This is a genomic window from Tunturiibacter gelidiferens, assembly GCF_051013345.1.
GTDB lineage: Bacteria > Acidobacteriota > Terriglobia > Terriglobales > Acidobacteriaceae > Edaphobacter > Edaphobacter gelidiferens_A.
In genome coordinates, this window is record NZ_CP132939.1 from 1694785 (window position 1) to 1714832 (window position 20048).

Genomic DNA, 20048 nt, shown 5'->3' on the forward strand with positions numbered 1-20048 from the left:
GGATAAGATAATGGAGTGCAGCGAAAGCTTATACGCAGTATCGTCCGCTACAGTATCTCCACAGCGAGCGCAGCTGTCATTGTAGCCGTCTACTTTCTCCGGCTGCATGTCAACGAAACCACGGTAGCTCTGACATTCCTGATCGGCATCCTTCTCGTAGCCGCGAACTGGGGTCTTCGTCACTCCATCTACCTGTCCATTCTCTCGGCGGCTGCCTTCAACTTCTTCTTTCTTCCCCCAGTCCTCACCTTCACAGTTGGGGACGGTCGCAACTGGGTCGCCCTGTTCGCATTTCTAGTAACGGGCATCGTCGCCAGCCAGCTTGCGGAACGTGCGCGACGCGAAGCAAAGATATCGCGCCGCCGCCAGCGCGAGGCTGAACGACTATACGAGTTCAGCCAGCAGATGCTGGTGACCGGCAACGTGATCGATCTTCTCAATGTCCTGCCGCAGATGATCGCCGTGACCTTCAACCTCACGGGAGCCGCGGTTTATCTTCGCGAAAAGGACCGCATCTACCGCTCAAGTCCGGATTATATGGACGTGACGGCTTCTGAGCTGCGTGATGCATTGTTTACCCGCGACCATCGGTATGATGAAACACGCGCCGTCACCCTCGTTCCCATCCTCCTCGGAACGCGTCCCATCGGCGCAGTAGGAATCACGGGCAACAGGACCTCACCCGAGGCACTCGACGCAGTCTGTGGCCTGGCGGCTATCGCGATCGAACGCGCCGGTGCCGTCGAGACTCTGACCCGAGTCCAAGCCTCACGTGAAAGCGAGCGCCTCCGAAACGCGCTGTTGGATTCCGTGGCGCACGAGCTCCGTACGCCTCTGACCTCAATCACAGCCGCCGTCACTACCTTGCGCAGCGAGCCCTCACTCGATGCCGAGCAAAGTGGAGAGATGTTGCAGGTCATCGAAGAGGAAGCCGCACGTCTTGACCGGCTAGTCGGTCAGGCGATGGAGATGGCAGAGCTGGATGCAAACGACATCAAGCTCGACCTGCGCATGCACTCCATGCGAGAGGCGGTCGATCTCGCGCTCGAGGCTGTACAAGGGCCGCTCAAGAACCATCCCCTGGAGCTCCGTCTCCCCGACACCCTTCCTCCCGTGCAGATAGACCTCGAGCGCATCGCCAAAGTGCTGCAACATCTGCTGGAGAATGCAGCAAAATACTCGGCTGAGGGAAGCCCCATCTTCGTCAGCGCTGAAGTCACCGGAGGCCAGCTTGTCACCAGCGTCGCCGATCGTGGCGCAGGGGTTGATGATCTGGAGAAGATGATGATCTTCGACAAGTTCTACCGTGGCCAGGGGCAGAGGTATCGCGTGCAGGGAACAGGCATGGGACTCGCCATCGCGAAGGCCATCGTCGAAGCCCACGGCGGCTCCATCGACGTGACCAGCCAGCCGTCACAGGGCTCAGTCTTCTCCTTCTACCTGCCCCTGAATCTCTCCGGCCGCTAAGACTCCCTCCTTGAGACTATAGCTTCGGCAACTGCGTCACGTTCCAGCCACCACCCAGCGCCTTGATCAACAGCACGCTTGCATCCATCTGCCTGCGCATAATGTCGATGTCGTTACGTTCGTTATTCAACTCAGTGGTCTGAGCGGTTACAACTTGAAGATAGGTGTCGAGCCCGCCCACATATCGATTGTTGAATATCTGCGCGGCAGACTGTGCCGCCATCGTAGCCTGCCGTTGATGCCCCGCCTCCTGATTGAGTACGCGCAGTGCGACCAGATTGTCTTCCACCTGTTGAAAAGCCGTCAAAGTGGTTTGACGGTAGTTCGCGACGGTCTCATCGTAGCTGGCATTAGCCTGTTCGGAGACAGAGGCTCTACGCCCCGCGTCGAATACCGTCTGCGAGAGTGTAGGTCCAAGCGACCACAGCAGACTCGCCGGGTCGAACAGGTTTGCAAACGAGGTCCCCTCCACGCCAACCGTTCCGCTCAATGAAATCGTCGGATAGAACGCAGCTCGCGCTATGCCGATACGGTCGTTCGCCTCAGCGACGCGGCGTTCCGCTGACGCAATGTCCGGGCGTCGCTCAAGCAGCTCCGAAGGCAGCCCAGTCGGAATCATCGGTGGTCGCGCGTCAAGAGGAGCGTTCCCCAAGGCGAACGACGCCGGAGGCTTTCCGAGAAGAATTGCGATTGCATGCTCGAACTGTGCTCGTTGCAATGTGATATCACGCGACAGAACCTTTGCCGCCTCAAGCTGTGTCTGCGCCTGATCGACGTCCGACTTCGGAGCGACGCCTCCTTCAAATCGGTTCTTCGTGATCCGGTAGGCCTCTTCGAAGTCTTTCACGGTATCGTTTAACAATTTCTCCTGGGCATCGGCGCTGCGAGCTTCGAAGTAGTCGATTGCAAGCTCAGCCTGCAGGCTCAGCAGCACCGTCTGTCTATCTCCCGCGCTCGCTTGCGCCTCCTCCCGCGCAGCACTTACGGTGTGGCGAACGCGCCCCCACACATCAATCTCATAGTTCAAATCCACCGGTAATTGAATCACACCAACGCCGTTTCCCTGGATGTTGTTCACATTGAAGTACGGCTGGTTTGACGACTCGCGTAAGCCTCCGGCGGAAGGCGCTACCCCAACGGTCGGATACAGCGATGCATGGTTGAAGCGGATCAAGGCCCGTGCCTCACGGAACCGAGCATCCGCCGCCTTGAGATTCTGGTTGTTCTCCGCCACCTGCGGCTCCAGAAGATTCAACTCCGCATCGCCGAAGATCGTCCACCACTCTCCGCGCAGCGCCGCATCGGCCGGCTGGGCAACCTGCCAGTCCGAGTTTTCCTTGTAAGCGTCCGGTCCTGCTTCTTTATACCCGGGAGCCATGGGAACCGATGGTTTCACATACTTCGGTCCGACCATGCATCCGCTCAGCAGAACTACAGCGGCACTGGCCAGAGCAGTGGGTCGTAACTTCACTGCGCCCCCGCTTTCTTCTGCATCTGTTTTGCATTCTCATTATCCCGGCTCTTCACCTGAACCTCCTGCCCACTAGCCAGTGAGTCGGAAGGATCCAGAACTACGGCGTCATTCGGGGTCAGACCTGAGGCAATTTCAACGTTAGCGCCCAGGTCCTTGCTGATCGTCACTGGTACAAGCTGCACGCGTCCATCACGCACAACTCCCACCTGCAGTCCCTGTGCTCGGAACAACAACGTGTTCGATGGGATCATCAAATTCGACGTGCGCTCTGGCACCTTGAAGTGAACAAATACATAGGCGCCCGGTAGTAACTCGCCCTTAGGATTGTCGACGTCCACTTCAACGTTCAGTGTACGAGTCGCCGAATCGATTGCGTTCGAGTTGCGTGCAACCGAGCCTTCAAACTCCCTGCCCGGATACTCGTCCAGAGTCAAAGTCGCTTTACCGCCTTGTTTGATGGAGGTGGAGTAGGCTTCAGGAACCGAAACGAACACGCGAATCTGTTGAATAGCGGCAAGATGAAACAACTCCTTCGGTGTTGTATTCTCGCCGGCCTGGATTAATGCGCCGATATCGACATTGCGCGCCGTCACAATTCCATCGAAAGGAGCGTAGATCTTCTCGAACGATTGCAGTTGCTGCAGTCGACGTACCGCTGCCGTCGATGCATCCACCGCCGCTTTCTTGGCGGCAGCATCGCTCACTGCAACATCGGTCTCCTGCTTCGACACTGAATTGGTCGTCAGAAGGTTTTGATAGCGCGCTGACGTCGTATTCGCCAGGTTGAGATTGGCCTCTGCGCTCTTCAGATCCGCCTGTGTCACCTGGAGTTGCTCATCGAGCTCGGGCGTCTCGATTACGGCCATCAGCTGTCCCTTGCGAACATGCGCGCCTATGTCGAAGTGCCAGCTCTTTAAGTATCCGCTCGTGCGGGCATAGATCGGTGTGTCCACATAAGCCTGCGTGTTTCCCGGTAACGCCAAACCTGAGGACAGTACGGAGCTGACAGGGTGAATTACATTTACCGAAGGAATCGATGCAGCTTTTGTGTCGGTCTCCAGCGTGCTCTCAGACCGACGGCGCGCGGCAATTCCGAACAGTACAACCAGGGCCACGATCGCCGCGATGACGACCACTCCGATCCACGTACCCTTGGTCAGGCCGGGCTCTGGAACTTCCGCGGCTGGCCGCTCACCGGACGGCGTGGTCTCATTCGCATTCATCCTGGGTTCCGCCTTTGTTCCGCTCGTCATGCATTCTCCTTGGTGCCTAAAAGTTCTTTCAGTCGCCGGCTGTCAATTGGTGCTCGCGGCTTTCGTTGCCAACAGTATTTTTCTTATCCGAGCCATGCAGCAAAGCAAAGACGGCGGGAACGAAGATAAGAGTCGCAACCGTAGCGCAGCACAGTCCGCCTATCACCGCGCGACCTAACGGCGCGTTCTGTTCTCCGCCTTCTCCCGCGCCCAGCGCCATCGGAATCATGCCGATGATCATCGCCAGTGCCGTCATCATCACAGGTCGGAACCGTGTCGCTCCCGCTTCGATCGCAGCTTCGATCGCATCCCCATGATGCAGCAGGCGTTCTTTCGCAAACGATACCACCAGAATACTGTTCGCTGTCGCAACGCCCATACACATGATCGCGCCCATCAGCGCAGGCACACTCAATGTCGTCCTGGTCGTAAACAGAAAGAGCACAATACCCGCCAGCGCCGCGGGCAGAGCCGTAATAATGATGAACGGATCGAGCCACGACTGGAAGTTCACAACGATCAGCAGGTAGACCAGCACAATGGCAAACGCCAGTCCGGCGAGCAGTCCAAAGTAGGAGCTGTTCATCGTTTCGATCTGTCCGCGCACTCTCACAAAGCTGCCGCGTACCAGGGACCTCTCATTTCTCGCAACAATTTTGTTGATGTCTCGGCCCACCGAACCGAGATCGCGTCCCTGGACGTTGCCATAGATATCGAGCGTGCGTCGGACGTTGTAGTGGGTCACCACTTCCAGTTCGTTACTGCGGCTGATCGTCGCGACATCTGTCAGAATCTCCGGCTTCTTCGCGGTGGGAGACGAGATCGGAATATTCTCCAGCGAGTTCAGAGAGCTGATCTGGTACTGCGGTGTCTGCTCCACGATGTTGTACGTATTGCCATTCGACCAGTTCAGATAAAACATCGGGTTCAGTTGTGTGCTGCCGCCAAGTATGTTCAGCAGGCTGCTGCCCACATCGCGCTCGGAGTAACCACCCTGCGCCGCTTTCGTCCGGTCTACCGCAACGTCCAACACCGGATAGTCATCGGGTTGCTGGATGCGAAGATCCACCAGACCTGGAACCTGGCGCAGTTCGCTCAATACCTGGTTCGCAACCTTCCGATTAGCCGCAATATCGGAGCCTTCGAACTGTATGTCGATTGGCGCAGGCAGACCAAAGTTCAAAATCTGCGTAACGATATCCGATGGCAGGAAGTAGAACGTGACTCCGGGAAGGCACGCGGTAGATCCCTGCGCAGTGCCTCGACATAATTGGCAGTCGGATGGTGATCTTCCTTCAGCGAGACCAGAATATCCGCGTCTCCCGCACCGATGAGCCCCGATGTTGCATGCTGAGTATTCAGCGTGCTGTAGGGCAGGCCGATGTTGTCCAGAATATTATCCATCTCGGCGGTCGGCACCGTCTTCCGGATGTCCTGTTCAATCAGATCGCACAGCTTGGCAGTCTCTTCGATGCGGATGCCGCTCTTGCCGCGAACGTGAAGGATGAACGACCCATTGTCTGTGCTTGGAAAGAAGTTTTGTCCAAGGAACGGCAGCAGTGCGAAGGCACACAGGCAAAGTAACAAAAAGATGGGAACGAAGAAAATTCGCGCCGCCACCAGCCGACCAAGCAGATCTTGATAACTTGTGCGCAGTTTCTCAAAGACGCGCTCAAATCCCCGCTGGAACCGCGCAAGAATGTTCTTCGAAGGAACAGCATGGTGATCGTGTGCCTTCAGCAGGTACATCGCAAGCGTCGGAACCAGCGTACGAGAGAGAACATACGAAGCCAGCATGGCGAAGACCACGGCCTCCGCCAACGGCACAAAGAGATAACGCGCGACCCCGCTCAAAAAGAACATCGGTAGAAACACAATGCAGATGCAAAGGGTTGATACCAGTGCCGGCACCGAGATCTGAGCGGCGCCTTCGAGGATCGCGTCGTGCAACTCTCTGCCTTCCTCCAGGTAGCGTTCAATATTTTCAATCGTCACCGTCGCATCGTCCACCAGGATGCCGACCGCCAGCGCCAGCCCGCCCAGCGTCATGATGTTGATCGTCTCCCCCAGAAGACCCAGCACGATGATCGAAGACAGGATCGACAACGGAATTGAAATCGCGATGATGATTGTGCTGCGCCAGCTTCCCAGGAACAAAAGAATCATCAATCCCGTCAGCACCGCTGCAATCACAGCCTCCCGGATGACACCCTGAACCGATCCGCGAACGAAGACAGACTGGTCCCCGATCGGAGTCATCTTCAGCTCTGGCGGCACAGTCAGCTTTACCCTGGGCAACAGATCCCTGACACCGCTCACCACGGACAGCGTCGAGGCAGTTCCGGACTTCAGAATCACCATCAGCGCTCCGCGGCGCCCATCCTGTCGCACGATATTCGTCTGCGGAATGCTTCCGTCCGCCACGGTCGCAACGTCGCGCAAATAGATCGTTGTTCCGTTCACCTGTTTTATCGGCAGGTTGCTGATACCTTCCAGAGTCACCGGCGAAGAGTTGATGTGGATGTCATATTCGGCCTCACCGATCTTCGCCGTTCCGCCCGGTTGCACCACGTTCTGTTGTCCCACAGCATTCAGTACATCAACTGGCGACAGTCCCTTGGCCTGCAGTTGCTTCGGATCGATATTCAACATAATCGACCGTTGTTTGCCGCCATAGATATTCGGAATAACCGCGCCAGGAACCGAGATCAGCTGTGGACGAACAAAATTCGCGCCAAGATCGTTCAGCTGCTGCTCGCTCAGTCCCGCTCCAGACAAGCCCAGCTGTATGATCGGCACGCTCGAGGCGCTGAAGTTAATAATCTGCGGCGGCAAAATACCCGGAGGCAGTTGCCTCAGTTGAAACTCAGAAGCGGCAGACACCTGCGAGTTTGCCGTATCCAGGCTCGCTCCTGGCTGCAGGTAAATCTTCACAATCACCTGGCCCGCAAACGTAGTCGACTCGACATGCTGGATGTTATCCACCAGCACCGTCAGCGCCTTCTCGTACGGTGTTGTCAGTCGCCCTTCAAGCTCTTCCGGATTCAGCCCTGTGTATTGCCACGCAACAGACACCACCGGAATATTGATGTTCGGAAAGATATCGGTCGGCGTGCTCGAGATCACCACAGGCGCAGCAATCAAAATGAGGATTGCCAGCACGATGAAGGTATACGGTCGGCTCAGAGCTACTTTTACGATCCACATTCGACGAACCCTCTTCCGCTTCGGGTAAATCTTTCCCTGTATAGAGTAAGACATTCCCTGCCACGTTTAGGTCTCACAGGTATTTCCGAGAACTGCCATCGGAAAGACCGATATCCTGACAGCAGAGGGATAAACCTTCATGGAACTGAGACACTTGCGTTATCTCTGTGCGGTTGCCGAGCACGGCACCTTCAGCGAGGCAGGCCGTCGTCTGCATGTATCCCAATCAGCCATCAGCGAGCAGATTGCAGATCTGGAACGCGAAGTCGGCGGCCAGCTTCTCAACCGCAGCCCAGGCCGAACCCGCCTCACCCCCCAGGGCCAGATATTTCTCGCCGAAGCTCGTAAAACTCTCGCAGCCGCCGACCGAGCCCTCGAAATCACCCAAAGCTCCCTCCTCGGACAAGTCGGATCCCTCAACATCGGATTCTTCCTCTGGGGCGCCGGCGGTTTCTTCGCCCGCATCATCCGCGACTACCGCAAACTCCACCCCAATATCAAGCTCTCGCTCTATGAGATGCGCACGCCCGAGCAGATGGAAGCCCTCCTCACCGGTAAGATCGACATCGCCTTCGCCCGCCCCCTCGAGCCTCCCTTCGACCAGACCCTCCGCGCCGAGCTGCTCTATCGCGACCCCGTCGTCGTCGTTCTTCCCCGCGACCATCCCCTTGCGGGCAAACCCATCTCGATCGGCTCCCTGGTCACCGAACGCTTCGTCCTCTGCGATCGCCAGATGACGACAGCACTCTTCGACGGCATCGTAGCTCTCTGCTCTACGGCAGGCTTCTCGCCCAATATCGTCAACACCTCCTCAACCTGGTCCGGCGTCCTCACTCTGGTCGAATCCGGCGAAGGCGTCGCCCTTGTTCCCTCGGGGGTCCGATACCTCCGTCCTCCCGGAGTCGTCATCTCCCCGCTTGTGCCGCAAAACCTCTACATGGGACTATCCGTGGCCTGGAACCCCCAAAATGAAGACCCAATCCAACAGAACTTCCTCCGTCTGGTTCGAGAGAACAAGGATCGCATCCAGCGCACTCACGGCCTCTGAACCGCGTACTCCGGGCTCTCAAGCCCGTTCCGAATCGTCTTCTGCGGTACTTTTAGTGTCTAATGCTGTCCATGATCAGACCATGCTTCCTCGTCATCGACCGGGAGTTCCCCGGCAGCATCTCGACCCGCAAGCTGGTAATCGAAACTGCGAAGTTCAACGTCCTCACAGCCTACAGCGGCAAGGAAGCCCTCGAGGTCTTCACTAGATTTCCAGCCGTCAGCGGCGTCGTACTTGACGGTGGTCTCGACGACCTGTCCTGCGAAGAAGTTTCCGACAAGATCAAAGCCCTTCAGCCGAAGGTTCCTGTCATCGTAATCACCACCCCCGGCTCCAATGTCTGTCCCTCAGCCGACTATCAGCTCGAATCCTTCGATCCTGCAAAGCTTCTCGAGATCCTTCGCGGTCTGAAACCCGAGGCCTCGGCCGCCATCGAAAGACGCAACGAACAGCTCAGCCGCGAAACTCTCTCGTAATCCAGCCAAACGAAAAGCCCTCCACTCCGCAATCTTCCGCGAAGTGGAGGGCCGTCGTGCTATTGCTTATTTGTTCGCTTCGATGTCGATTGTGAACTGAACGTCGTCGCCCAGAATAGGCGCGGCATACTTCGAACCGAAGTTGAAGTCACTACGCTTCAGCGTCCCGGTAGCCGAAAGGCCGATCACAGTCTTGCCGCCCATGCCCTTCTGCGGAGCGGTTGGTCCATCGACAGCCAGCGTTACACTCTTGGTCACACCCGCGAGCGTCAGATCGCCGACAACCTGCAGCTTCCCGTTCGCGCCCGACACCGAGGTCGACTTGAAGGTCAGCGTCGGAAACTTCTCGACATTGAAGAAGTTGGCAGACTTCAGGTCCTTGTCGCGGTTGTCGTTGTTCGTCGACACAGTCGTCGCGTCCATCGTTGCTTCCACGGTCGACTTGCTGGGGTTCTTGTCGTCCCACACGATCGTGCCGGTCACACCGCTGATCGACCCGCGAACCGTGCTGACTCCCATATGCTGGATTGCGAAATTCACCTGGGTATGGTTCTTGTCGATCGTCCAGGTTGAGCTCTGGCCGAACGCGCTGACTCCGGTCAGGAGCAGGGCAGAGAGGGCGGCGGTAAAGATGCGACGGTTCATAATTGTTCTCCTCGGAAATGGGTAAGGCTACTGTGAGATGTCTTTGTTATGGTGAACGGCGCAAAGATATGTGCCGGTCACCGTTGCATTTGTGTAGAAATTTATTAGCCCGCTGTCAGGTACCGCGAATGGGTTATGCAAGATCGAACAACAGTATCTCGCTATTAGCCTTTCCCTGCCCGCTTACTTCAAGCGCCTCTTCGTTATCGACTGCAACAGCATCGCCCGTCTCCAGCGCTTTGCCGTTCACCGTCACCTCTCCGTGGATCACATGCAGCCACGCATGGCGCTTGCTGCCCAGCGGATAGGTAATCTGTTTGCCCGGCGTCAACTCTGCAACCGACACGCTCGTGTCCTGGTTGATCGTTGCCGCTCCGGTCGCAGGCGTCGGCGAAGCCAGCAGCTTGAAGCGGTCCAGCTTCTCCTCCGCCTCGAACTTCAACTGCTCATAGCTCGGCTGCGTGCCCCGGCTCTTCGGCTCAATCCAGATCTGCAGAAAGTGAACCGGCTCCGTCTCCGACCCGTTGAACTCGCTATGCACCACGCCGCTGCCGGCCGACATCTTCTGAATCTCGTTCGGCCCCAGCACCTCCACGTGACCCATGCTGTCCTTGTGGGCGAGCTTGCCCTTCAGCACATAGCTCAGAATCTCCATATCGCGGTGCGCATGCGCTCCAAATCCACGCCCCTCGGCCACGCGATCCTCATTAATCACCCGCAGCGACCGATACCCCATATGCTTCGGGTCATGATAGTTGGCGAAGGAAAACGTGTGGTGTGAATCCAGCCATCCGTGATCTGCATGGCCTCTTTCTTTACTCTTCCGAACAGTCAACATAATGCTTCCTTTCTTACTTCTTCACCGGCTCATTGCTTAGGGCCGTGTGTCCTGCATCCAGCTTTGGTGCGTCAAGCGGTCTTGCGCTTCTGCGTCGGAACCGCGGACTTCGCCGCCAGCCCAACCGTCTTCAACCCCTCATACATCGTCCTGCGCTCCTCCTCGGAGAGTCCGGCCATCACAAACTCCAGATCCTTCTCATGCCGCGCATAGATCTCTTCGATAAAACTCTTACCCTCCGCGGTAAGCTCGACCAGACGAATCCGCCGGTCCGAGTTACAGCTTCTCCGCCGCACCAGGCTGCGCTTCTCCAGCCGATCGATCGCTGACGTCATGGAAGCGCTCGCCAGCAGCACCTTCTCCCCAATCACGGAGATCGTCAACGGCCCTTTGTGCAGCAAGACCTCCATCACCATGAAGTCACTGATTCCCAATCCCTGGGCCGTGATAGCGCCCTCGATGAAATCGACGATGGAACCATGGGCCCGAGCCAGAACCAACCAGAGTCGAGGGGCCGAAACTATATTTCGCTCATCTGTCATCTCAGCCTCCTCAACTCCTACGATATAAGATATCTCGACATCGAGATAAGATTCAAAACCTCCATCCCCTCCTCTATCTTGCTTGTACTCATAAGATTAGCGGTCTAAAGACGGCGCACCTTTAGCTTCGCTGAAGATGACTGGACGGACCAATCATCTTCTCGTCGTGCTTCCGGAGTGGCTATGTGAAGATTTTCGGGGGTGGCCATTGGAATCCCGACCATGCGGCCCTAAGTTGAGTTGAGAGATCGATGATCTATGGGCGCGTCTCAGGCAACCTCCTATATGCCGCCCACAGGAGGCTTTCCAGTGCTGATGCTTCTACCGTTTCTGTCGCTGATTGCTCTGCCCGTACCCTTGCTGATCTTTTGTGCGGCGGTGTTTCTGCTATCGGTGCTATCACCGCTACCTTGGTCTGCTCTTCTGTTGTCGTTTCACGGCGCAGCCGATAATTCCGTCGTTCTTCATCTTGCTTCCTTGCATCCCGCTAACGCCTCGATCTATCGCCTCTGCCTGGCTCTCGCAATCCTCGTGACGATTCCGATCCCTACGATCAAAAGAGAACGCAATGGATTGTTGGTGTCCTGCTTGTTGGCGGTCGCCTTACTCTTTTCTCTCTCTGCCATCCCATCCTCAAGCGCAGCAAACCTCTCGCCCCGCATTCGGGGAACGGTAGACGACCGGGAAGGCTCAACCATCCAGGACGCCAGAGTCGTTGTCGTCAATCAGAGAACCGAAGCTGTCTTCAGAACGCGAACCGGAAGCGATGGAAGCTACGAGTTTCACAAGCTCCCCGACGGAATCTATTCCCTGAGTGTCCAGGTCCCCGGCTTCCAGACCTTCACAATCTACGGAATCCACCTCGCTCAGGACTCCGACTACGCCCGGCAAATCGATATGCAGCACGCCTGTAAGATCCGCGCGATCCGGGCTCCGGCAAGAACTCCGGCAGAGAACGTCCTCACCGTTAGATCGCTCCTCTAGAGCAAAGTAGCAGTGGCGTAGAGTCTGCCGTGCCCTTCTGTTTGTCATTCCCGAAGGAAATCTGCGTTTGCCGTCGTACTTGTTCTTGCTGTTGCCTGTCCTTTTGGTTGTCATTCCCGAAGGAGAATCTGCGTTTGCCGTTGCACTTGTTCTTGCCGTTGCCTGTCCTTTGGTTGTCATTCCCGAAGGAGAATCTGCGTTTGCCGTTGCACTTGTTCTTGCTGTTGCCTGTCCTTCTTGTTGTCATTCCCGAAGGAAATCTGCGTTTGCCTTCCTCTACACCAACAGCAAATCCGCTCTAGTTGCACCCTTGAGCGGGTTGCAGCCGCGAGCTCATTGCAGCTGCTGACCGGCTCCTCAAACCGGTTGACGGCCAAGCCGGCGTCCGATCTCTTTCATCCGCTCCATTGCGTCCGCCACTTCTTCCGAAACCACCGCATCTGACGGCGTGATACCAGCCGCCAGCAAAGCCTCGTCTACAACTCTTTGCGCCTCTGTCTTTGACGGAGAAATACCGAAGGTCCAGGCGGTCTTTCCCACCATCTGTCCCGGATCCAATCCCGCCAGGACCGCAAGCAATCCGTTTACCTCCTCCGTCTCTGATCGTTCATCCTCGAACCCGACCACAACGGTATCGGCCCACAGCAGATCCGCCTCCCTCAGCGTTCCGTAACCCTTATGCCCCACCTCCACCGCGCCAGGCTTCCTCAGACGTCGCAATCGAATGCCCGCCTCAGCCTCTACCGCACCCACACCGACCGCCAGTGCAAGCTGCTCCGTATGCTCCGTATCGGCCTGAAAGATAACCAGCACATGACTCATCTCTGCAATCTCCTTCAACGATCCTAACGGCCAGCATGACACCCCTGGAAGTACCGCCAGCCGCCCCGCCCCAGTGCGAACCCGAAAAAGATGCACTCGACGGCTGACGCCCAAAAATAAAGTCCAAAAAGCTGGCGTGTTTTTTCGCTCCCGAAAAGTGACGGTCAAAACACCACGTCAGCCACGCAAATCACCACAACTACACCACGATTTACCATCCAGAAACACCCCTGAAAATCAAAAACCCCTGCAAAAAGCCCCTTTCACCACGTGGAGAAATTTTTCTCCGCAAAAACCAAAAATCAACCCTCACTCTGAAGCGGTTTCCGTGCGAAGTAGTAGAGCGAAAACGCCAGCAACGCAAACATCACGACGCTGACCGGATCGTGGTGCAGAGGATTACGTCCGCTAAAGCGCGGAATCGACCTGTCAGTAGCAGCTTCATAGAGTTTCACGCAAACCCCCAGCAATCCAACGATTCCACCAGCCGCAATCAGCCCCGAAGCGTACAGCGATCCCGGAGAAACCTCAGATTCAATAGTCACATCGCGCGCCGTGATGTTAGTGAAGATAGGAAGACCGCTGGTATCGGCATGTGCAGGATTAGTTGGGTCAAAGTCGGGATGTTGAGCCAGCCACGTATCCCGGTCCGAATGCCAAAGGGCCAAAGAAGCATCGTGTTCAAGCCGTGCCTTCTCCGCCGCGTGGCGAAGCATAGCGCGATCCACCATCCAACGCACGACGCCGCCCACGAAGATCGCCAAGGTAGTAGCGATGCTGAGGTATGCGCCCACTGCAAAGGTGAGAGAACGAACGCCAAGAAGCTCAACAACAACCACGATGGCAACCCCCAGCAAGACAAGAGCCCAAGGTAGTTTGCGGCTAAGGATGCCATTGATGACAGTCGCCATCAGACGCCCCTGCGGAGCTGCCGCCTTCTCGCTGCCAATACCCTGTATCCACTGGACTTCGATCTGACCGGTCGTCGGATTATAGAGATACTTTCCGTCATCGAGCGTCGTGGACCCAATTGCATTGAGAAGCACATATTCCTTAGCGTTCGAAAGCTCCTCTTTTGCCTGGTTGTCGGCATTGTGAGAAGTGAGAGTGATCTTGTCGCTACCCGCGAAGTGACCGTTGTTCTGGACTCCGTCCGGCAAACGATCCAGCGAGAAGACGATTGGTTTCGGGAGACGCTGAAAGGTCTCAAGACCTTTATTCATCGCGTTAAGCGTTGCGCCGATCGAAAAGATCGAGACAATGACGCCAATCATAATTGCGATCTGTTGCTTCCACGGCGTTGCACCGATGAGGTAGCCGGTCTTCAGATCCTGCGAGGTGTCTCCTGCATTCGAGGCGGCGATGCATACGACTCCGCCAATCGTGATTGCCAGCGCTCCGAAGGCTGGAGCAGTCCAGCCTTTGCCCAAGAAGATGGCGGCAGTTGCCATGAGAGTCGCGATAGTCATGCCAGAGACGGGCGAGGCTGACGAGCCAACGATCCCTACAATGCGCGCGCTGACGGTGACAAAGAGGAAGCCGAAGACGACCACCAGAAGAGCAGCGGCGATGTTAGCAAGTGCTCCAACCTGGGCACCGGGGATCGGCTTGAACTGCAGGAATAGAAACATCAGCAGGATGAGGAGTAAGGAGCCGCCAAAGACCACGATGGGAGGGAGATCGTGTTCCGTGCGAGAGGGTTGCGAAACAGCGGATTTACCTGTGCCGGTCTTCCTAAATCCTTGGGTGAGTGCTCCGACGATGGTGGGCAGGGTACGGAGGAGGGTGATGAGACCGGCGGCGGCGACTCCGCCGGCTCCCATGGGGCGGACGTAGGTTCGCCAGAGATCGGAGGGAGACATCTGCGTGATGAGGATGGTGCCGGGGTAGAGTGGGGTAGAGAGGTGCGAGCCGAAGAAGTAAATCGCAGGCATGAGGACCAGCCACGAAAAGACTCCACCGGCGAGCATAATGGCGGCGACGCGGATGCCGATGATATAGCCGACGCCGAGATATTCGGGAGTGCAGTCAGCACGGATGGCTGAGCCTTTGAGAAGGTGCTGGGCGCCGAGATCAGGCTGATAGTCGGGCTGACTGGGCCACAGTGCGAAGAGGTTGTCATTCTGGAAGAGGGTGTAGACGCCGCCAAGACCGAGGCCGAGGAAGACCCGAGAGGCGAATGAGCCGCCGCGTTCACCGGCGATGAGAACATCGGCGCAAGCTGTACCTTCGGGATAGATCAGGTTGTCGTGTTCTTCCACGATGAGCTGGCGGCGAAGGGGAATCATAAAGAGAACACCGAGCCATCCGCCGAAGAGGGCGAGGGCAAAGATACGAGAAGCCTCGAGGTCGAAGCCGAGGAAGATCAAAGCTGGGAGCGTGAAGATGACGCCCGAGGCGATCGACTGTCCCGCGTTACCTGTACTTTGAACGATGTTGTTTTCGAGGATGCTCGCTTTGCCGAAGGCTCGCAGGATGGAGATGGACAGGACTGAAATGGGAATTGATGCGGCGACCGTGAGACCAGCACGGAGACCGACGTAAACGGTGACAGCTCCGAAGAGGACGCCGAAGACAGCGCCGAGGATGAGCGCGCGGGCAGAGAGCTCCGGTCGGGTTTCTGTGGCGGGGACGAACGGTTTGAAGGTCGGCTTGGTCGGTGTAGATGTTGCCATGGTGGTGCGTCTCCGGCTTGCTCGAGCTTTGTTTTGGCTTCGATGGAGTGTATCAGCGGGGGTGTAGGTTGAGTCTTTTTGCTTTGAAGTTGGCCGGTTTGAATTTGGGATCGTGGGGAGGTGTCGCAAACCCGGTCTTAGGTCAACGTCGCGCTGCTCGGAACCAATCAACACAATTGGAGTTTGATACTTCTCGAAAAGCCGGACTGTCGACGAAGAATTGAAGTTGGTTTACGGAACCCTCCACCTGCGAACACTCGTTCTCTGATTCAGCTTTGGCAACAACTATCGAAGCTACTTTGATTTTCGTCGCTGTCTTTTTACAACTCAGGGTCAGACGAGCCGAACTGTATAGAATGTCTCCCGGAGAGCGTACTGTTCTGTAGGCTGGAGAGATCCTGAGTATCAGGCCGAGTCACCTGTTTCCGTTTTCGCCTGAGGTTTGCGCAGGCCAGTGAGGTGATAACGAAGTAAGGCCGCAAGAGCGCAGGCTATGAGGAACAGCATAGGGCCGGTGAAGAGGAAGCGGTCTGTAATCCATTTGTTGTCGAGCAGGCCGGTGGTCTGTCCATAGAGAGGGCCGAAGAAGCGTTCGATGCGACCGACAGATCGGTGCGTGTCGAATACGCTCGAGGCTCGAGATTTCCAAGTAGCGAAACGGATAAGGAAGGCAATGGTAACTGGTAACCACGCCCACAGGATGGGGGTACGGCCTCGGACTCTGGAGCTAGCCTGGCAGATGAGGAAGGAGCAACGGACTGGAAGAGATCTCCCAACGCTTTACCTAGTTTGCCGAAAGGAATGAGGCCGAGCAGAAATCCAGTGATCGCAAAGATAGGTAGGAAGTAGCTCAACACGTAGCCAATGCGGTTCAGGCTGGTCCAGTGCATCCTGGTAGCCAATTGCCAAACCGGTGTTGTAACGACCCATGAGAATCGGATCGCGAACACTGCGACCAGCAAGTATAGAAACAAGCATTTGGCGCACCATGTGACAACTTTGAGCATGGCCTAGATGTAGCATAGGCGCATCTTTTATGGTGCAGAATTGTTGACGGCTGGTGTGACTAAGGGGCTATACTGCGTGAAATGGCGCGGTCCGATGGACCTGGAGCGCCGGCGAGTGAGGTGAGTCTTCAGCGATTGCTTGAATGACAATGCGCTCGGGATTGGTTCCGGGGTCCGCCCGGTTCTCCGCCTGGTAGGGTGGGGGAGGGGCGCGTGATGTCTCGCTGGTGGCGAGGACCGAGTCGGGCTGCTCGGGCTGTGCTGGATGACCTGGTTACCACGTTGTATCCGACCGATTGCAGGGCTTGCGGTGGGCCTCTGCTGACAGCTGGGCTGTCTCCTGTATGTGACAGATGTATAGAAGGCGTTGAGGCGCAGTCGATGACGCTGTGCGTGCGTTGTGGTGAGGCGCTCGACATGGAGGGCGTGCGGTTCGCGGGGCAGTTTCCTGTGGAGGGGCTGGTGTGTTCGCCTTGCCGGATGGCACCGCCGGAATTCGAGCGAGCGGTGGCGTATGCCGTGTATGAGGATGAGTTGAGGGAGATGGTGCATCTGCTGAAGTATGAGCGGATGGCTTCGGTGGCCAAACCGCTGGGCAGGTTTCTGGCGCGAGCGATTGAGATGCTGGAGGGTGAGGCTGGCGGTGAGTTGCTTGTCGTTGCGGTGCCGTTGTTTCCTGCGAAGGAGCGGGAGCGTGGCTACAACCAGGCGGTGTTGATGGCTGATGCTGCGCTTGCGGAGCTGAAGAGGTCTCGTCCGCGGTGGAAGCTGATTTCGGCGCATGAGGTGATTCGCCGGGTGAAGGATACGCGAAGCCAGTTTGAACTCACTCCGAAGGGGCGGCGACGAAATTTGCAGGGCGCGTTCAAGGTAGACGATCGTGCGGCGCTGGCGGGGCGAGAAGTTTTGTTGGTGGATGACATTTATACGACTGGGGCGACGGCCCGCGCTTGTGCGCAGGTTTTGCGGCGAGCCGGGCCCGGCAGGGTTTGGGTGGCGACTGCGTCGCGGGCCCAGGCAGAGATGGTTGCTTCCTGGGATGCGGCTTCCTGGGAATCCGAGGAGGTAGTTTCGGCAGATGGAAGGCCGGGGGATGCCGGTTCTCGTGGTGCCGTGTGGGCTGGTTAGTGGAGTCGGAAATGGTCAGAGAAGCTTAGCGCGGAGTGCTAACAGTAGCTGGAACCGGGGGTTTTGAGATGCAATCGGGGAAGATGCGGAAGCAAGGGCTGGGCGGAAAGCGACACGCGGGACACGGCGGGGGCCATGGGGCCGGGCGCATTACGACGGAGCGCGAGGTTCGGGTTGGCGTGTTTCGGCAGCCGGCGATGCAGACTCCGGTGCTGGTGCTGAATGCGTCGTATGAGCCGATCAATATTTGCGGGGCTCGGCGGGCGCTGGTGCTGGTGTTGAAGGGCGTGGCGCGTACCGAGGAGGAGCAGGGGGCGGTGCTGCATGCGGCGCGGATGCGGGTGGCGATGCCAAGCGTGATCCGGTTGCTGGAGTACCGCAGGATTCCGCACCAGACGCGGGCTCTGAGCCGTAAGAACATTCTTCTCCGCGACCGAAACTCGTGCCAGTACTGCAGCGTCATCCTGACCGCGGGGGAGTTGACGCTGGATCATGTCATACCGCGGTCACGTGGCGGCCTTTCGACCTGGGAGAATCTTGTCGCCTGCTGCCACAACTGCAACCGACGCAAGGGGAACCAACTGCTGCACGAGCTGACGGACATGAAGCTGCAGCGGGAACCACGGCCGTTTTCTTTGCATACCTCCCGGCACATTATGAGGATGATCGGAAGCGCGGACGCTGCGTGGCGGAAGTATCTCTACTTCGAGGCTGAACCGGCAGCTTAGCATTTTTCGTGTGCTTCATGCTGGGGGATGGATACCCCTCCCCCCGGGTATCCTGCACGTAAAACATTTATTATCAATGGCTTGCATAGGGTCAGTGTCTGCAAAATATTGATACCAAACTGGTTACTCCTAAAATATTGTAAATAAATGGTTTAACGTGGAAAGGATTTCCTTGGAGACGAAAGCCCTGGCCTTTTTCTTGGCGCTCTTCCTATCCTCTGATTCCATTATAAAGATCCTGAGGTAACTCATGCGTCAGGCGGAAGCTGCTGATCCGTAATGGTTTATGGCTTTTCGGGGCTTGACAGCTCTTATCTGCGAGCCTGTGTCCTGCCGGACGGGCGCCCTGCGCGCGGTCACTTCGTGACTTATATACCGGTCTTGGTGGGTGGGCGCATGGGGCCTCCCGTTGGTCGGCACAGAATCCGGATTGCGACCAACGGGAGCACCATGCAGAGCGATCATTGGTCACGAAGTGACCGCTGCCCGCGCAGGGCGCCCGTCCGGCAGGACAGTACTTAGGATCGTTCTCTTACTCCTGAGGGTCAGGCCAATCGAGCCGATTTCCGGCTCTGTAAGGACGCGGCACTCGGGCAGAATAAGGTACCGCTTTGCACTTATGCGCTCTATCCAATTCGGTCAGCTCCGCGTCCGATTTGCTTAAGCCGACGGTTCTCAAACAGGTCAAACAGATCGATTGAAGATTGCCATCCTCCATTCGGCGGTGTGGGAAAAATGGTTCAGTTTTTTTATCCATCGCATTTGCCTCCCAGGTAAAGAACGCGATGCGGCGGGGTTCAGATTCCGCCGTATCTGGGGATTAAGCGGTTTTTGTCGATTTATTTTTGCTGGCTTGGTCTGTCTTGCGTTCGATGTGCGGTTAGACGAAATAACAGCGGTTTCTCCGCTGCGCGGCCACGATGAGACTGTGGCTGCCTCGGTCGAAGTGACGATTTTTCCGTGGAGAAAGATGCAGAAGTGCAACCGCAGATTCCTCCGCTGCGCTGCGGAATGACAACAAAACAGCAGACAACGGCAGAAGTGCAACCGCAGATTTCTCCGCTGCGCTGCGGAATGACAACAAAACAACAGACAACGGCCACGGAGTGACAAGCTATTGGAGCGACTGCGATTTTGCGAGGACAGCCTTCTGGGGCTGCAAGTTGAAACGGGGATGTGATAGTTTGAGCGGCAGGAGATCGAATGTCTTATATCGAGAGTTACCAGTGCGACGTGTGTGGCGATAAGAAGGGCGAGGGCGGGGATTGGTGGCTGGCCTGGGTGGATTGTTTTCCGGGGAGAAGCCGGAAGAGGATCAGCCCCTGATCAAACTGACGCGGTGGCAACATCACCATGCGCACTCGGCTGGGGTGAAGCATCTGTGCGGGGCGCGGTGTGCAGGGACGTTGATGGATCGGTGGATGACGCAGCAGCATGCGGAGCCGGATTCGCACTGCGAGACGAAGTAAGCGGGTTTCTGCACTGACCGATGGGTCATGTTGCGAAACGCATGGTGCCTTCGCGTTGATGTCTGCGGTTAGTAGAGCAAACGAAAATGCGGAGGTTTCTCCACTGCGTCGCGAGATTGACGCTTGCGCGACTCTGGTCGGGATAACGAATCTTGGGGTGAGTCGAGGTGACGGCTCACGACGGATTGCGATTGTTTGGCTTGGGAAAAATGGCAACGACTGGACTGTTTGGGTTGGAAAGTTCGAATCGTATGGGTCAATGGAGTGTGTCGGGATCCTTCACTT

General features: G+C 56.9%; 15 protein-coding genes and 1 pseudogene. 8 read left to right on the plus strand and 8 right to left on the minus strand.

Annotation, left to right across the window (positions count from 1 at the left end):
- Positions 1-15 precede the first annotated feature (15 nt).
- On the plus strand, positions 16-1467 hold the full coding sequence (locus RBB80_RS08375) for an ATP-binding protein (protein ID WP_433967782.1): 1452 nt from the start codon (positions 16-18) through the stop codon (positions 1465-1467).
- 16 nt (positions 1468-1483) lie between these two features.
- On the opposite strand, the gene RBB80_RS08380 is transcribed toward RBB80_RS08375, so the two are convergent.
- The 3 genes and pseudogenes from RBB80_RS08380 to RBB80_RS08390 form a co-directional block, all read right to left on the minus strand.
- Entirely contained in the window at positions 1484-2938 is a 1455-nt protein-coding gene (locus RBB80_RS08380) for an efflux transporter outer membrane subunit (RefSeq protein WP_433967784.1), read from the minus strand.
- A complete protein-coding gene (locus RBB80_RS08385) occupies positions 2935-4194 on the minus strand; it encodes an efflux RND transporter periplasmic adaptor subunit (protein ID WP_433967786.1) in 1260 nt (419 codons plus the stop codon). The genes RBB80_RS08380 and RBB80_RS08385 overlap by 4 nt, the downstream gene beginning before the upstream one ends.
- 28 nt (positions 4195-4222) lie before the next feature.
- Positions 4223-7401 (minus strand): annotated as a pseudogene (locus tag RBB80_RS08390) (efflux RND transporter permease subunit).
- A gap of 139 nt (positions 7402-7540) precedes the next feature.
- Between RBB80_RS08390 and RBB80_RS08395 the strand changes: the two are divergent.
- Positions 7541-8449 (plus strand): LysR family transcriptional regulator, encoded by a 909-nt coding sequence (locus tag RBB80_RS08395; RefSeq protein WP_433967787.1) that lies wholly within the window; start codon positions 7541-7543, stop codon positions 8447-8449.
- A 71-nt stretch (positions 8450-8520) separates the two neighbouring features.
- Positions 8521-8925 (plus strand): response regulator, encoded by a 405-nt coding sequence (locus RBB80_RS08400; RefSeq protein ID WP_433967788.1) that lies wholly within the window; start codon positions 8521-8523, stop codon positions 8923-8925.
- Positions 8926-8991: 66 nt separating this feature from the next.
- On the opposite strand, the gene RBB80_RS08405 is transcribed toward RBB80_RS08400, so the two are convergent.
- From RBB80_RS08405 to RBB80_RS08415, 3 genes are all read right to left on the minus strand, one after another.
- Complete coding sequence (locus tag RBB80_RS08405; protein ID WP_433967789.1) at positions 8992-9570, minus strand: YceI family protein; 579 nt, start codon at positions 9568-9570, stop codon at positions 8992-8994.
- Between the two features lie 133 nt (positions 9571-9703).
- Complete coding sequence (locus RBB80_RS08410; protein WP_433967790.1) at positions 9704-10408, minus strand: pirin family protein; 705 nt, start codon at positions 10406-10408, stop codon at positions 9704-9706.
- A gap of 71 nt (positions 10409-10479) precedes the next feature.
- Positions 10480-10950 carry a MarR family winged helix-turn-helix transcriptional regulator gene (locus tag RBB80_RS08415; RefSeq protein WP_433967791.1) on the minus strand — a complete coding sequence of 157 codons (471 nt, stop codon included), beginning with the start codon at positions 10948-10950 and terminating at the stop codon, positions 10480-10482.
- Between the two features lie 258 nt (positions 10951-11208).
- Between RBB80_RS08415 and RBB80_RS08420 the strand changes: the two genes are divergently transcribed.
- On the plus strand, positions 11209-11934 hold the full coding sequence (locus RBB80_RS08420) for a carboxypeptidase-like regulatory domain-containing protein (protein ID WP_433967792.1): 726 nt from the start codon (positions 11209-11211) through the stop codon (positions 11932-11934).
- A 357-nt stretch (positions 11935-12291) separates the two neighbouring features.
- Here RBB80_RS08420 and RBB80_RS08425 read toward each other — a convergent pair whose 3' ends face one another.
- Positions 12292-12756 carry a hypothetical protein gene (locus RBB80_RS08425; RefSeq protein WP_433967793.1) on the minus strand — a complete coding sequence of 155 codons (465 nt, stop codon included), beginning with the start codon at positions 12754-12756 and terminating at the stop codon, positions 12292-12294.
- 302 nt (positions 12757-13058) lie between these two features.
- Positions 13059-15431 carry an OPT family oligopeptide transporter gene (locus RBB80_RS08430; protein ID WP_433967794.1) on the minus strand — a complete coding sequence of 791 codons (2373 nt, stop codon included), beginning with the start codon at positions 15429-15431 and terminating at the stop codon, positions 13059-13061.
- A 1223-nt stretch (positions 15432-16654) separates the two neighbouring features.
- On the opposite strand from RBB80_RS08430, the gene RBB80_RS08435 reads away from it, so the two are divergent.
- The 4 genes from RBB80_RS08435 (at position 16655) to RBB80_RS08450 (ending at position 19763) form a co-directional block, all read left to right on the plus strand.
- Positions 16655-17566: a ComF family protein gene (locus RBB80_RS08435; protein WP_433967795.1), complete on the plus strand. Its 912-nt coding sequence runs from the start codon at positions 16655-16657 to the stop codon at positions 17564-17566.
- A gap of 68 nt (positions 17567-17634) precedes the next feature.
- Positions 17635-18294, plus strand: a complete 660-nt coding sequence (locus RBB80_RS08440; protein WP_433969577.1) for an HNH endonuclease — start codon at positions 17635-17637, stop codon at positions 18292-18294.
- A gap of 697 nt (positions 18295-18991) precedes the next feature.
- Positions 18992-19309 (plus strand): hypothetical protein, encoded by a 318-nt coding sequence (locus RBB80_RS08445; protein ID WP_433967796.1) that lies wholly within the window; start codon positions 18992-18994, stop codon positions 19307-19309.
- 250 nt (positions 19310-19559) lie between these two features.
- Positions 19560-19763, plus strand: coding sequence for a hypothetical protein (locus RBB80_RS08450; RefSeq protein ID WP_433967797.1), 204 nt, complete (start codon positions 19560-19562; stop codon positions 19761-19763).
- Positions 19764-20048 lie beyond the last annotated feature (285 nt).